The 13,348-nt window shown below is 50.0% G+C and carries 8 protein-coding genes and 1 pseudogene; 7 read left to right on the top strand and 2 right to left on the bottom strand.

Annotated elements, in window-relative coordinates:
* From H6G50_RS17175 to H6G50_RS17150, 6 genes and pseudogenes are all read left to right on the top strand, one after another.
* A pseudogene (locus H6G50_RS17175) lies at positions 1–135 on the top strand (photosystem II D2 protein (photosystem q(a) protein)); the annotation flags it as partial.
* A complete protein-coding gene (gene psbC / locus H6G50_RS17170) occupies positions 119–1,507 on the top strand; it encodes a photosystem II reaction center protein CP43 (protein WP_190718816.1) in 1,389 nt (462 codons plus the stop codon). The pseudogene H6G50_RS17175 and the gene psbC, both read left to right, overlap by 17 nt.
* Before the next feature lie 213 nt (positions 1,508–1,720).
* Complete coding sequence (locus tag H6G50_RS17165) at positions 1,721–5,077, top strand: PAS domain S-box protein (RefSeq protein WP_190718813.1); 3,357 nt, start codon at positions 1,721–1,723, stop codon at positions 5,075–5,077.
* Positions 5,078–5,186: 109 nt separating this feature from the next.
* The gene (gene recO / locus H6G50_RS17160; RefSeq protein ID WP_190718810.1) at positions 5,187–6,002 is read left to right on the top strand and encodes a DNA repair protein RecO; all 816 of its coding nucleotides are present in this window, start codon (positions 5,187–5,189) and stop codon (positions 6,000–6,002) included.
* Between the two features lie 144 nt (positions 6,003–6,146).
* On the top strand, positions 6,147–7,574 hold the full coding sequence (locus H6G50_RS17155; RefSeq protein WP_190718807.1) for an MFS transporter: 1,428 nt from the start codon (positions 6,147–6,149) through the stop codon (positions 7,572–7,574).
* Between the two features lie 65 nt (positions 7,575–7,639).
* The gene (locus H6G50_RS17150; RefSeq protein WP_190718804.1) at positions 7,640–8,791 is read left to right on the top strand and encodes a glycosyltransferase family 4 protein; all 1,152 of its coding nucleotides are present in this window, start codon (positions 7,640–7,642) and stop codon (positions 8,789–8,791) included.
* A gap of 354 nt (positions 8,792–9,145) precedes the next feature.
* Here H6G50_RS17150 and H6G50_RS17145 read toward each other — a convergent pair whose 3' ends face one another.
* The gene (locus H6G50_RS17145) at positions 9,146–11,740 is read right to left on the bottom strand and encodes a M1 family metallopeptidase (RefSeq protein ID WP_190718801.1); all 2,595 of its coding nucleotides are present in this window, start codon (positions 11,738–11,740) and stop codon (positions 9,146–9,148) included.
* Positions 11,741–11,815: 75 nt separating this feature from the next.
* Complete coding sequence (locus H6G50_RS24470) at positions 11,816–11,950, bottom strand: hypothetical protein (protein ID WP_277882702.1); 135 nt, start codon at positions 11,948–11,950, stop codon at positions 11,816–11,818.
* A gap of 103 nt (positions 11,951–12,053) precedes the next feature.
* Here H6G50_RS24470 and H6G50_RS17140 point away from each other — a divergent pair, with 103 nt between their 5' ends.
* Complete coding sequence (locus tag H6G50_RS17140) at positions 12,054–13,139, top strand: spermidine/putrescine ABC transporter substrate-binding protein (RefSeq protein WP_347239953.1); 1,086 nt, start codon at positions 12,054–12,056, stop codon at positions 13,137–13,139.
* Positions 13,140–13,348 lie beyond the last annotated feature (209 nt).

Genomic DNA, 13,348 nt, shown 5'->3' with positions numbered 1-13,348 from the left:
CCAGAATTTGAAACCTTCTACACCAAAAACATCTTGTTGAACGAAGGTATGCGGGCTTGGTTGGCTCCCCAAGACCAACCCCATCAGAAGTTTGTATTCCCCGAGGAGGTACTACCGCGTGGTAACGCTCTCTAACACATCAATGGCTGGTGCGGGCGGTCGCGATATCGAATCTACCGGCTTTGCCTGGTGGTCTGGTAACGCTCGTCTCATCAATCTCTCCGGTAAATTGCTGGGCGCTCACGTCGCTCATGCTGGCTTAATCGTCTTCTGGGCGGGTGCGATGACTATTTTTGAAGTCGCCCACTACGTCCCCGAAAAGCCCATGTACGAACAGGGCTTCATTCTGATGCCTCATATGGCTACCCTCGGTTGGGGGGTTGGTCCTGGCGGCGAAGTCATCGATACTTTCCCTTACTTCGTCATTGGCGTTCTTCACTTAATTTCTTCTGCGGTTTTGGGCTTAGGCGGTATCTATCATGCCGTGCGCGGTCCGGAAACCTTAGAAGAGTATTCGTCTTTCTTCGGTTACGACTGGAAAGACAAAAACCAAATGACCAACATCATTGGCTACCACTTAATCCTGTTGGGACTGGGTGCGTTGTTACTCGTGGCAAAAGCAATGGCTTTTGGCGGCGTGTACGATACCTGGGCCCCGGGCGGTGGCGATGTGCGGATTATCAGCAACCCCACTTTGAACCCGGCGGTTATCTTCGGCTATCTGACTAAAGCTCCGTTTGGTGGCGAAGGTTGGATTGTCGGTGTCAATAACATGGAAGACATCATCGGCGGTCATATTTGGGTTGGCTTAATCTGTATTGCTGGTGGGATTTGGCACATTTTGACCAAGCCTTTTGCTTGGGCGCGACGCGCTTTAATCTGGTCGGGCGAAGCTTATCTGTCTTACAGTTTGGCGGCGCTCTCGATGATGGGCTTTATCGCCTCTTGTATGGTTTGGTTCAATAACACGGCTTATCCGAGCGAATTTTACGGTCCGACCAACGCAGAAGCTTCTCAAGCGCAAGCAATGGTCTTCCTCGCTCGCGACCAACGTTTGGGTGCGAACATCAGTTCTTCTCAAGGTCCGACCGGTCTGGGTAAATATCTGATGCGCTCTCCGACGGGCGAAATCATCTTCGGTGGTGAAACCATGCGCTTCTGGGATTTCCGAGGCCCTTGGCTCGAACCGCTACGCGGACCGAACGGTCTGGATTTAGACAAACTGAGAAATGATATTCAGCCTTGGCAATTGCGCCGCGCTGCTGAGTACATGACTCACGCTCCGAACGGTTCTCTGAACTCTGTGGGCGGCATCATCACCGAGCCGAATGCGTTTAACTACGTGAACCCTCGCGCTTGGCTGTCAACCTCTCACTTCGTTTTGGCGTTCTTCTTCTTAATCGGTCACTGGTGGCACGCAGGACGCGCTCGCGCTGCTGCTGCTGGTTTCGAGAAGGGAATCGATCGCGTTAACGAACCCGTTCTTTTCATGCCCGACCTCGACTAAGTTCTCCAATCGGATAGCTTAACCAGTTTAGGCAAAAAAATTAAAGGCTCCTGCTCTTTGGTAGTAGGAGCCTTCTTCAATCGGTATTTCAACCGCGAGTGTATGATTAAACATACAGTAACAATTAAAGCTCTTAGCTAGATAGAGAAAATGCGTTGCGATCGCGAGTAGCTAAAGGTTAAAACAAGATATAGCGCACTAGCCTTCCTCAATATGACCCATGAGTCAACTCCTTCAGACACGCTTAAAATTTCGCGCGAATTCCCCCCTAGGGGTGACGAATCTCGTTCCTCGAGTGCATCGAGATCGGCTCGTGAGGAATGGCTCGAACTTGCCCTTGAAGCCTGTAAAAGCTGTGTTTGGGAGTATTGTATCGGGAGCGATCGCTTTAGCTGGTCGAACAGTTGCAGTTCTTTGTTAGAGAGGTCTCTGGAGGATTTGCCCGAGAGTTACGCACAATTTTTAGAGCAAATTTGCCCCAGACAACGAGAAACTTTAGCGCGGCGTTGGGAGCGAGCGATTCAGGAACGAGGACGCTTTACTCTCGAATATCGCTGGATTTTGCCCGACGCTCAGAAGTGCTGGCTCGAACACCAAGGAACATTCATTGAGGAAGATCGCGATCGCGGAGCGCGATTGGTCGGTAAGATCGAAGTCTTAGAGCGGGAACCGGAAGGCGAAACTTCCCAACCCGTCGAGCCTATCCCAGAAGCGACACTGCAAGAACACGATCGGCAAGAACTGTTTAATACCTTTATCTCGGCTTCTCCTGTTGGGATTGCGATTATCGACGCGCAATTGCGCTACCTAAACCTTAACGAAACCTTAGCAGCACTTAACAGCAAACCCTTAGCCGAACACATCGGCAAACCGATCGCGGAAATGATTCCACCGCTCGTCGCCCCTGAAATCGAAAAAGTCTGTCGGCAGGTTTTAGCAACAGGCGAACCCGTTTTAGGAATCGAAGCGACCGACGAGGGGTACGGAATTCCGGGTAATATTCGCACTCAATTAGTTTCTTACTTTCCCCTCCACCAACAAGCGAGCCAATCTTTACTCGTCGGCATTGTTACCTACGATATTACCGATCGCAAAAAAGCTGAAGCCTCCCTCGCAGCTAGCGAAGCCCGAAATCGTGCTTTTGTCGAAGCCCTGCCCGATATGATGTTTCGCCTCGATCGCAACGGAACCTTTCTGGATTTTGTCGCGCCGCGCTCCGAACTTCTCATACCGGCAGAAGAATTAATTGGTAGCAATGTCCGTAACTCTCTACCGGAATCGATCGCCGAGCAAACCCTAACTTACGCTCGGCAAGCCCTAGCAACGCGGCAGCTAGAATGTTTTGAATATCAACTGCCCGTCCGAGAGCGCATTGTAGACTACGAAGCCCGCTGTGCTGCGGTCAATGCTGAGGAAGTATTGGTCGTCGTCCGCAATATCAGCGATCGCAAACGAGCCGAGGCCGCCCTAGCCGCCAGCGAAGCCAGGAATCGCGCTTTTATCGAAGCCATCCCCGATCTCATGTTTTGCATCGATCGCGATGGAAACTATCTCGATCTCATCGCTCCGGCCTCGGAACCCATGCTTCTACCCATTGAGGAACTGATCGGTCGTAATGTTCGCACCCTAGTCCCGGAATTTCTAGCAGACCTTACCCTCGCTTATACGGCGCGCGCTCTAGAAACGCGGAAACTGGAATCCTTTGAATATCAACTGACCATCGACGGTGAATTGCTCGATTACGAGGCGCGCTTTTCGGCGGTGAGTTCTGAAGAAGTCATGGTCATCTCTCGTAATATCAGCGATCGCAAACGAGCCGAAGCCGACCGAGACCGATTGAATCAAATTATCGAATCAACATCCGATTTTGTGGGCAACGCCGATCTTCAAGGAAACGCGCTTTATCTAAATGGCGCTTGGCGAAGAATGCTCGGTTTAGCCCCAGAACAAGAGCTTGCTGGACTGACTGTTGCCTCCTCTCACCCGCAATGGGCGCTCGATATCGTGCAAGAGGAAGGCATTCCGAGCGCAATGCGGGATGGAATTTGGCAGGGAGAAACGGCGTTCCTCGATGTCGAAGGTCGAGAAATTCCGGTCTCGCAGGTGATTATCGTTCACAGAACGGAGGATGGTACGCCCAAATCCATTTCAACCATTGTGCGGGATATCAGCAATCTCAAGGCAGCAGAAGTTAAATTGGAAGAAAAGGCAAAGCTTGCAGCCTTTCGCGCTGATGTCGATGCAGCCCTCACCCAAGAAGAGAACATTTCAGGGATGCTGTCTCGCTGTACGGAAGCGGCCGTCCGCCATCTCAACGCTGCCTTTGCGCGAATCTGGACGCTGAATCCTGAAGATCGAGTCTTAGAACTGCAAGCGAGTTCGGGGCTTTATACACATCTCGACGGATCGCACGGTCGCATTCCTCTCGGTCAGTATAAAATTGGTAAAATTGCCGAGCGAGGCGAACCCTATCTGACTAATGATGTTTTCAACGATCCTTTCGTGGATCGCGAATGGGCCGAACGCGAAGGTTTGGTCGCCTTTGCCGGTTATCCTTTGATGGTGGAGGGTAGCGCGATCGGCGTTATCGCGCTCTTTTCAAGACAAGAACTGCCCGAAACAACCATTGAGGCTTTAAATATTGCTTCCGACGAGATTGTCATCGGTCTTCGTCGCAGACAAGCTGAAGATGCTCTGCGCCAGCGAACCCAAGAACTAGAACGTACCCTAAGCGAACTCCAAAGAACTCAAGCCCAACTGATTCAAACCGAAAAAATGTCGAGTTTGGGGCAAATGGTAGCCGGAATCGCTCACGAGATTAATAATCCCATTAACTTTATTCATGGCAATATCAGCCATGCCAAAATTTACATCGGTGGATTGATCGAACTGGTTAAATTGTATCGAAAAACTTATAGCAATCCCACACCCGAAATAGAGGAAAAAATTGAGGAAATCGAACTGGATTTTGCGATGCACGATCTCTGGAAACTTCTCGCTTCGATGAGAGTGGGAAGCGATCGCATTCGCAAGATCGTTCTGTCGCTGCGCAATTTTTCTCGCCTCGACGAATCCGCCATGAAGCCGGTCAACCTTCATGAGGGGATCGACAGTACCTTGTTAGTTTTGCAACACCGACTTCGTAATATTCAAGTGCAGCGAAACTATGGAACGCTCCCCTTAGTAGAATGTTATGCCGGACAGTTCAATCAAGTTTTGCTCAATATTTTGAGTAATGCGATTGAAGCGTTGGAAACGGATAGCAACTGGGATAAACGAGAGAGCGAGACAACCGCTTGCATTAAGATTACCACCGAGCGCCTTTCTGAAGAGTGGGTGGCGGTTTCAATCGCGGATAATGGCCCGGGGATGCCGGAAACCGTTCGCCAAAAACTCTTCGATCCGTTCTTTACCACTAAACCCGTCGGAATGGGAACCGGACTGGGTTTATCGATTAGCTATCAAATTATCGTTGACAAACATCGGGGCAAATTAGACTGCATTTCGGCTCCGGAACAGGGCGCGACTTTAAAAATTGAAATTCCGATTCACCAACCTAAAATGGCGTAATAACCGTATTGGCAGCCTCGGCTAATCGCAGAACGATCGGCGTATAATCGAGAAGTATCAAAGGTTTCAGAACTTTCGCGCGACCTTAATTTATCTCGATTTAGCCCTGATGGAGCGAACCTATAAAGCGACGGGAATCAACTTAAAAACTATGCCTTTGGGGGAAAGCGATCGCCTGCTGACGGTGCTAACCTCAGAATACGGTCTGGTGCGAGCGGTTGCGCCGGGAGCGAGGAAGCCAAAGTCAAGCTTGCGAGGGCGTTCTGAGTTATTTGTGGTTAATGAATTGTTGGTGGTAAAAGGGCGATCGCTCGATAAAATTGTTCAGGCGGAAACGCGCGAGTCTTACCCCGGTTTGAGCAAAGATTTAAGCAAGTTAGCCGCGAGTCAATATTTAGCCGAACTCGCCCTCGGGTTGGGTTTGAGCGAGCAACCCCAAGTCGAGTTGTATGAGTTGCTAAACGAACATTTGCGCCGTATCGAGCGCGTCGTCCTCAGTTCGCCTTGCGATCCCGCCGCGATTCTTTCCCATCTCGCGCAGGGAATTTTCCATTTATTGGCGAATGCTGGTTTTGCGCCGGAAGTGCAAAACTGTCGCGTTAGCGGGCGATCCCTGGTTCCCGATCTCAGCGATCCCCATTGGCGGGTACAATTTAACGTTGAAGCGGGAGGAATTTTTCGAGAGGATGCAGAAGCTGTCGAAGGCGAAGCACCAACGCGCAAATCCTATTTCCTCAACAGTTTAGAACTCTCTCTGCTCCAGCAACTCGCCGCGAGCGATCTCGTGCCGTCGCTCGAGGTGCAAGATGTTCGAGGCGGATGGTTATCGGTCGAGCGAATCCTTCGGGATTATACGCAGTATCATTTGGGTAAATCAATTCGTTCTGCGGTCTTGCTCGATACTTTATTCTTATCTGACTTTTAAAGACATTTCTTGCTGCTTCCCCAAGGCTTTTTAGGAGCGGGTTTACCCAAACCTTTGCGATTAACAACAACATGAATTTTTTGCAACCCGTCCCGACTAAAATTCAGCATCTTCTCCGATAACCCACCCTAGCGATCGTTAACAATGCAACTTTTTGAATCCGAGGAACTTTTACCTCTGCCTAACGATGACGACGAAGCCCGGGAACGCGCGCCCGCCGATCCCCACCTGCCGCCAGAATTGCCAACACCGCCCCCCAAACGCGGATTCGGCCCGGTTTTAAAAAATCGGCGCTTTCTGGTTCTCTGGAGCGGACAAATTTTCTCGCAACTGGCAGATAAAGTCTATTTGGTGCTAATGATTGCCCTGATTGCCAGTCATTTTCAAGCCGAAAATCAGACGATTAGCGGTTGGGTTTCGGCGATTATGGTAGCGTTTACGATTCCGGCGGTTCTGTTTGGTTCGCTAGCTGGGGCGTTTGTAGACCGCTGGTTGAAGCGAGAAGTTTTGGTTCTTTCTAATCTATTGCGCGGTGCGTTGGTGCTATCGCTTCCGTTGCTGTTTGGGATTTCGCAACAAGCCAAACCGTTTCTCAATTTGCCTGTGGGTTTTTGGATGCTGCTGGGGGTGACGTTCCTGGTTTCGACGCTGACGCAATTTTTCTCCCCCGCCGAACAGTCAGCCCTACCGTTAATTGTCGATCGCGAACATCTCCTCCCCGCTAACTCCCTCTATACAACCACGATGATGGCGTTGCTAATTGTCGGCTTTGCGGTCGGAGAACCGCTTTTGGGGTTGACAGGGGACGCATTTCATGCAGTCGGGTTTCCGAGGGATTTCGGAAAAGAATTGGTGGTTGGGGGGGCTTACGCGATCGCGGGAGCGATCCTGCTGCTTTTGAACACGGGCGAAAAGCGGGAAATGTTGGAACGAGAACGTCCCCACGTTTTTGAGGATATTCGCGACGGACTGCGCTACTTGGGTAAAAATCGCCGCGTCCGCAATGCTCTGATTCAACTGACGATATTATTCTCGATCTTCGCCGCCCTCGCCGTTCTCGCCGTGCGTTTAGCGGAAATGCTCCCCGGAATGAAAGCAGAGCAATTCGGCTTCCTGCTGGCGGTAGCTGGTTTGGGGATGGGTTGCGGTGCGTTTGTCCTCGGACATTGGGGACAGCAATTCTCTCACACGCTTCTGAGTCGTTGGGGAGCGTTTGGGGTGGCGGGATCGCTGGCGATGCTGTCGCTGTCTACCCACAGCCTCGGTCTGACTTTAGTGGCGATCGCGTTTTTGGGCGTATTTGCTGCCTTCGTTGGCGTGCCGATGCAAACCACTATTCAAGCGGAAACTCCCGAAGAAATGCGCGGCAAAGTCTTTGGGTTGCAAAATAATGCTGTTAATATTGCCTTGAGTCTCCCCTTAGCGCTGGCGGGGGCAGCCGAAACCTTTTTCGGGTTATCCTGGGTTTTGCTCGGTTTAGCGGCTATTGCTCTAGCTGGCGGACTCTTAACCTGGTATATTTCCCGTACAGGAGCAGCAAAATCGCGATCGACCAGCAGTGGCTCGATTTAAAGTACAGTTAAGGCTGCATTCCTCTTTTAAGATATACCCTTTAATAACGCTGCCTTTTAAATCGAATGCACATCGCCTGGTTAGGAAAAAAATCGCCATTCTGCGGCAATGTTACCTACGGTCGAGAAATCACCAACGCTCTGCTCGAGCGGGACTATCAGGTGAGTTTTCTTCATTTCGCCCAAGAAGAAACAACCCCAGAACAGCGTCCCGACTGCCCCGAAGTGGCTTTGCCGTTTTTGTACAAATCGCAAGTTTATACGATCCCGACGCTGCGATCGAGTCGAGTCTTCGTGCGATCGCTGCAAAAACTCAAGCCCGATCTCGTTCACGCTTCCCTCACCCTCTCAACGCTGGATTTTCGCCTTCCCGAAATTTGCGAAGAACTGAATTTGCCCTTGGTGGCAACCTTTCACCCTCCCTTCGATAGCAAACTGCGGAATCTTAAATCCAGCACCCAATTTTTAACTTACCAACTTTACGCTCCTTTCCTGGCGAATTACGATAGCACCATCGTCTTTTCTCAACTTCAGCGCGACTTACTCGTGCGCTTGGGTGTACCGCGCGATCGCGTTGCTGTCATTCCTAACGGCGTAGACGTACAAAAATACTCCCCCGGTTTCTCGAGCTTTAAAAGCGAAATTGGTGCCGAACGCCTGTTTGTTTACCAAGGGCGCATCGCCCCAGAAAAAAACATTGAGGCGCTGTTGCGGGGCTGGGTGGCTTCGGAAATGGGCGATCGCTGCAAACTCGCGATCGTTGGCGATGGTCCGCTGACTTCCTCTCTAATGCCCTTCTACGGCGAAGATCGGGGGATTATTTGGCTCGGATTTGAAGCCGACGAAAACCGCCGCATCGACATCTTGCGCGCCGCTGATGTCTTTATTTTGCCCTCCCTCGTCGAAGGCTTATCCCTGTCTCTCCTCGAAGCAATGGCGTGCGGTGTCGCTTGCGTCGCGACTGATGCGGGGGCGGATGCGGAAGCGATTGAAGATGGGGCGGGGATCGTCCTCGATACCCAGGGGGTTGCGACGCAACTCAAAACGCTGCTGCCCGTGCTGCGGGATCAACCCGAATTCACCGCTATTTTAGGGCGCAAAGCCCGCCAGCGCGCTTTAGAACGGTATACGCTTAGCCGTAATATTTCCCGCGTTGAAGCCCTTTATGCGGAAACGATTCAAGCGCGCGATCGGCGTTTTACGGCGCTGAGTTCGTAACACCTATAATCCTAAATTTCCCCGTAGGGACGTTATATATTGCTATATCCTGTAGGGACGTTATATATAACGTCCCTACCTTTGAAGAATTCAAAAATATAGCTGCCCTCGGAAAGGTTGCGCCACTACCAGATGGACTGGCAAAAGCTTTCACATCATTTTTGCCGCAACCTCAATTGCCGTTGTCAATTATCCGTTATCGAATGGCACTGACTTAAGAAAGAACAAATTGCCTGTAGAGACGTTGTATACAACGTCTCTACGATAATTTTATAGGGTGGGCAGCGCCCACCAGCCTTAAATCAGGGCCATTCATCCGTTATCAATTATCCATTGTCAATTATCAATTATCCATCATTTCTTCTGTGCTTCTAGTTTTTCCAAACGACTCTTTAGGTCTTGATTTTCCTGTTTGAGGCGTTCGAGATCGTCGCGCAGTTGCTTTAAGTTTTTGTCCTCGCTGAGGTTCTTTTGAACTCTCGAAATTGCTTCTTCGGCAATACGGCGAACTCGTCCATCGGGGGTTTGTTCGGCGAGGGAATGAAGAATATCGATCGCGCCGGGAACTTGCATTTGTCCGAGGGCGCTGCTAACAGAGACTTGAGTTAAATAAAAGGTTTCTGCGGCTAAAGCATCGAGTTGTTCTAAAATCTCCTCGACTTTTTCGGGCGTTTGTCCGCTTGCGACTGCCCCCAAAGCGCGAATGGCAGCGAGACGAAGGGGCTGAGGAACGCCGAGTTGGGTATATTCAACGATGGTGTCGGCGGCGACGGGCGAAGTTTTCATTTGGCTTAATCCCGCGATCGCACCGCAGCGAATAACTTCATTCCACCCCGCCCGTTCTTGCAATACGGTTTGATAAAATTGCAGAACTTCTTCTTGTTTATCCTTCAAGTTTCCCGCGATCGTACTGCCTAAGATGCGAATTGCTGCGGCTTCAACGTAATAACTGGGATCGCCTTTCTGTGCGACTTTTTTAACCGCTTTATAGCTTTCTTCTCGCTTGAATTTGCCGAGGGATTCTACTACCGCTCGCCGCACCCGTGCATCCTCATCTTTTAATCCGGAAATCAAGGCTTTCAGGGCGCGATCGAGTTTCAATTTAGCTAATTGTTTGGCAACTTCAACGCGCACGCCCCAGAACGGATCGTGGGTTAAGGCTTCGGCTAGCGCTTTCGTTACTTCTAAGCCACCTTTTTTGGCAAGCGCGATCGCAGCATAAATTCGACCGATCGCGTCGGGATCGTGCTTGAGTTGGGCTTTTAGCTCCGGCATTCCATAGTCGAGCGACACGGTTTTTAAGAAGGCATTGCCCGTATCGAAGCTGAAAAATTGCGGCTTTTCTTTGAGCGGGAAGTAGAAGCTTTGTTCGATGCGATCGAGGCGAATCGAAAATTCTTCGATCTGCGGCTGCTTGACTTTTTTGCCCTTTTCTGAAACATATCCAAAGCCGATCGGAATTGTTAGCTCGAATAAGTCTTCAACTTTTCCTTCATTCTCTTTCGCTTGGGTTTGTTTGACTGTTACCTTGGCGAGTTTGTTTTCGCTATCCCAAGCGTAGGATACTTTAAAATCGGGATGACCGCCACGGAACACATATTGATCGAATAAAAAGGCTAAATTTCTTCCCGTTGATTTTTCAATCGCGCGCAATAAATCGATCGTCTCTACCGTTTTATGGGCGTTATCGTGCAGGAAAGTTTTAATAGTTTTATCGAAGAGTTCGTTGCCGAGAATGGCACGGATCATGTGGTAGACACAAGCACCTTTTTCGTACAGATGGCGATCGTAAAGTTCGATCGCTTCTCGATAAATGTGAGTTACCATCGGACGGCGATAGCGGGAGCGATCTTCTGATAGATAGCTGCGCGCTTCATTGAGGAGGTAATACGCGCCGTCATCTTTTCCGTAAGCGAATTCCGTCCATTGAACTTCTGAATAAGATGCCGCACCTTCTTTTAGCCAAGCGTGCGACCAATGCTTAATTACAACGAGATCGCCAAACCATTGATGGGCGAGTTCGTGGACGACTAAACTTTCGGTTCGATCGTTATCGATTGCCGCGCGCTCGTCTAATAAACAGCGATCGGTTAAAATGGTCGTGGAGGTATTTTCCATCCCCCCAAAAATGAAGTCATCGACGCAAATCTGCGCGTATTTTGGGAAGGGATAGGGATAGCCGTATTTTGCGCTCAAAAAGCTCATCATTTCCGGCGTTCTGCCCATACTGAGCTTGGCTTCTTTTTCCCACCCTTTTTCAACGTAATAGGTGACTGGTATTTTTTTCCATTTATCTTGAATCTCGGCAAAGTTACCAACGGCTAAAGTTATCAAATAACTGGGATGAACTTGTTCTTGCTTCCAGTGATAAATGGTATCTTTTTGTCCCGTTTCCGTGGCGATAAGTTTGCCGTTAGAAATAGCCAGATAGGGCTGAGGAACGCGGATGCGAATTTCGGAAGTTGCCAATTGCCCGGGATAGTCAAAGCAGGGAAACCAGAAGCGAGAATCTTCATCTTCTCCTTGAGTCCAAACTTGCGTTGGTTTGTTAGGATAGTGTTCGTCGGGCTGGATGAAATAAATACCGCGTTGGGGTTGTTCGAGGGAATAAGCGATCGCGAGATTGAATGTTTTGTCTCCCGGCGGTTCGAGCAGTTCGATCTGCAAGTATTCGCCGTCATATTCAAAAGGCTGGGCGATACTTCCCACTGTAACCGATTTAATATTCAGATCGACGGCATCTAACGTTAAATGTCGAAGGTTAGCACGAACGGGCTTGAGAGAAATCGTACAAGTTCCTTGAAGAATTTGTTGGGGAAGATCGAGGGTTAAATCGAGAAAAATATGCTCGACTTGTCCGGGGCGATCGGGATTATAATGCGGTTTTGCCCCGGGAAGTTCAAAGGATCTGCGGCCGTTACTTGCGTCGTCAAAATAATAGTTTGTCATTGAATGGTGATTCACGCCTCTTGAAATAAGGTGACGGGGTAGGTAGCGGATTGCATGGATGCAAGCTCGAAGGTTTCAGCAGGCGCTTTCTCGCTCGCACGCCCTCGATTCTAACGCTTCTGTTGGGACTGCTGTCCCCACTCCGTTAGAGTAGTTGATGGGAAGTGCTGCGGCAGTGAAGAAAAATTCCTGCGATCGCGCTTTAGTCAACTCTCGAAACGATTATTTTAAAGCCAATTTACCCGCGATCGCTCTTTTTACTACCAGGTCTCTCGTGCTTCAATATTCTTAATATCTCCCACCTCAAATCTTTGTGAAACGCCGTCAATTTTTACTCTCTTCTGCCGCACTCTCGGGACTTGCACTTTCGGGATGCGGTTGGACGCTTGCGAGCGTTAGCGCCCAGCCTGTCGCTCAAACATCTGGGAACGAATTGTACATTTACACTTGGGCGGGGTATATCGATGACGATTTGCTCGCTCGCTTCGAGCAGCAAACGGGAATTCGCGCCATTGCCGATGTTTTTGATTCTAACGAAGCGATGCTCGCGCGCATCCAAGCCAGCGGCGGCGGTGCTTACAGTATTATCTACCCCTCGGACTACATGGTGCAAAAAATGGCGACTTTGGGGTTATTGACGGAGTTGGAGCGATCGCGTATCGTGGGGTTCGATCGCTTGTTCGAGCGTTTTATCAACCCGATTTACGATCCTGAAAATCGCTACAGCATTCCTTTAAGTTGGGGAACGACGGGGTTAATTTACAATCGCGCTAAGTTGAAGGAATTACCCCAAGATTGGGATTTTTTCTGGGAATACCAAGACTTGCTCTCGAAGCGCATCACGCTCCTCAATGACGTGCGCGAAGTGATGGGCGCGGTGTTGCGCTCTTTGGGATATTCCTACAATTCCACCAACCCGGAGGAAATTGGGCAAGCTTACGAAAAACTAAGACGTTTGAAACCCGCGATCGCGTCCTTTACTTCGGACGCATGGCGCAATCCCATGTTAACCGGAGATCTGCTCGTTGCGATGTGTTACTCCTCCGATGCGAACGAATTAATGCCAGAAAATCCCGATCTCGCCTACGTTCTCCCCTTAAGCGGTTCCTCCCTCTTCACCGATACCCTTGTCATTCCCCGCACCGCACCCAATCTTGAAGGGGCTTATGCTTGGATAAACTTTATGCTGCAACCAGAGATTGCCGCCCAAATCTGCGAGCGTTTGAGCTTTGCCACGCCCAACCGCGAAGCATTTGAACTACTGCCGTCGGAAATTCAAAATAACGTCAGCTTGTTTCCCCCCAATCCCGCCCTCAGACGCTGTGAAGGAATTGCCCCTGTCGGTAATGAGATTGACGAAGTTTACGAGCGCTACTGGACGCTCTTAACCAGCGGTTGATGCTAACAACGGGTTCTAGATGGCCAAAAAAAAGAGAGCCACCTGAGTGACTCCCCCAATCATCAGGGTGCATCTACTAAATGCAATATAACACGAGGGGGTGAGGGGTGTCACCCCCCAAGAAAAAAATCATGGAAATTCCCTCTCAAACCCTGTTATCAGTTGGCTTGAGTTTTGGGGAGGGCAACTTTAGCGGGGGGAGTTTCCTC

It is taken from the genome of Oscillatoria sp. FACHB-1406 (assembly GCF_014698145.1).
Lineage (GTDB): Bacteria > Cyanobacteriota > Cyanobacteriia > Cyanobacteriales > Spirulinaceae > FACHB-1406.
This window is presented reverse-complemented; position numbering and strand designations above follow the sequence as displayed.

What these genes read in the sequence shown, in the direction of transcription:
- H6G50_RS17165 (WP_190718813.1), top strand. Translation starts at nt 1,721, where the DNA reads ATGACCCATGAGTCAACTCCTTCAGACACGCTTAAAATTTCGCGCGAA.
- recO (WP_190718810.1), top strand. Translation starts at nt 5,187, where the DNA reads ATGGAGCGAACCTATAAAGCGACGGGAATCAACTTAAAAACTATGCCT.
- H6G50_RS17155 (WP_190718807.1), top strand. Translation starts at nt 6,147, where the DNA reads ATGCAACTTTTTGAATCCGAGGAACTTTTACCTCTGCCTAACGATGAC.
- H6G50_RS17150 (WP_190718804.1), top strand. Translation starts at nt 7,640, where the DNA reads ATGCACATCGCCTGGTTAGGAAAAAAATCGCCATTCTGCGGCAATGTT.
- H6G50_RS17145 (WP_190718801.1), bottom strand. Translation starts at nt 11,740, where the DNA reads ATGACAAACTATTATTTTGACGACGCAAGTAACGGCCGCAGATCCTTT.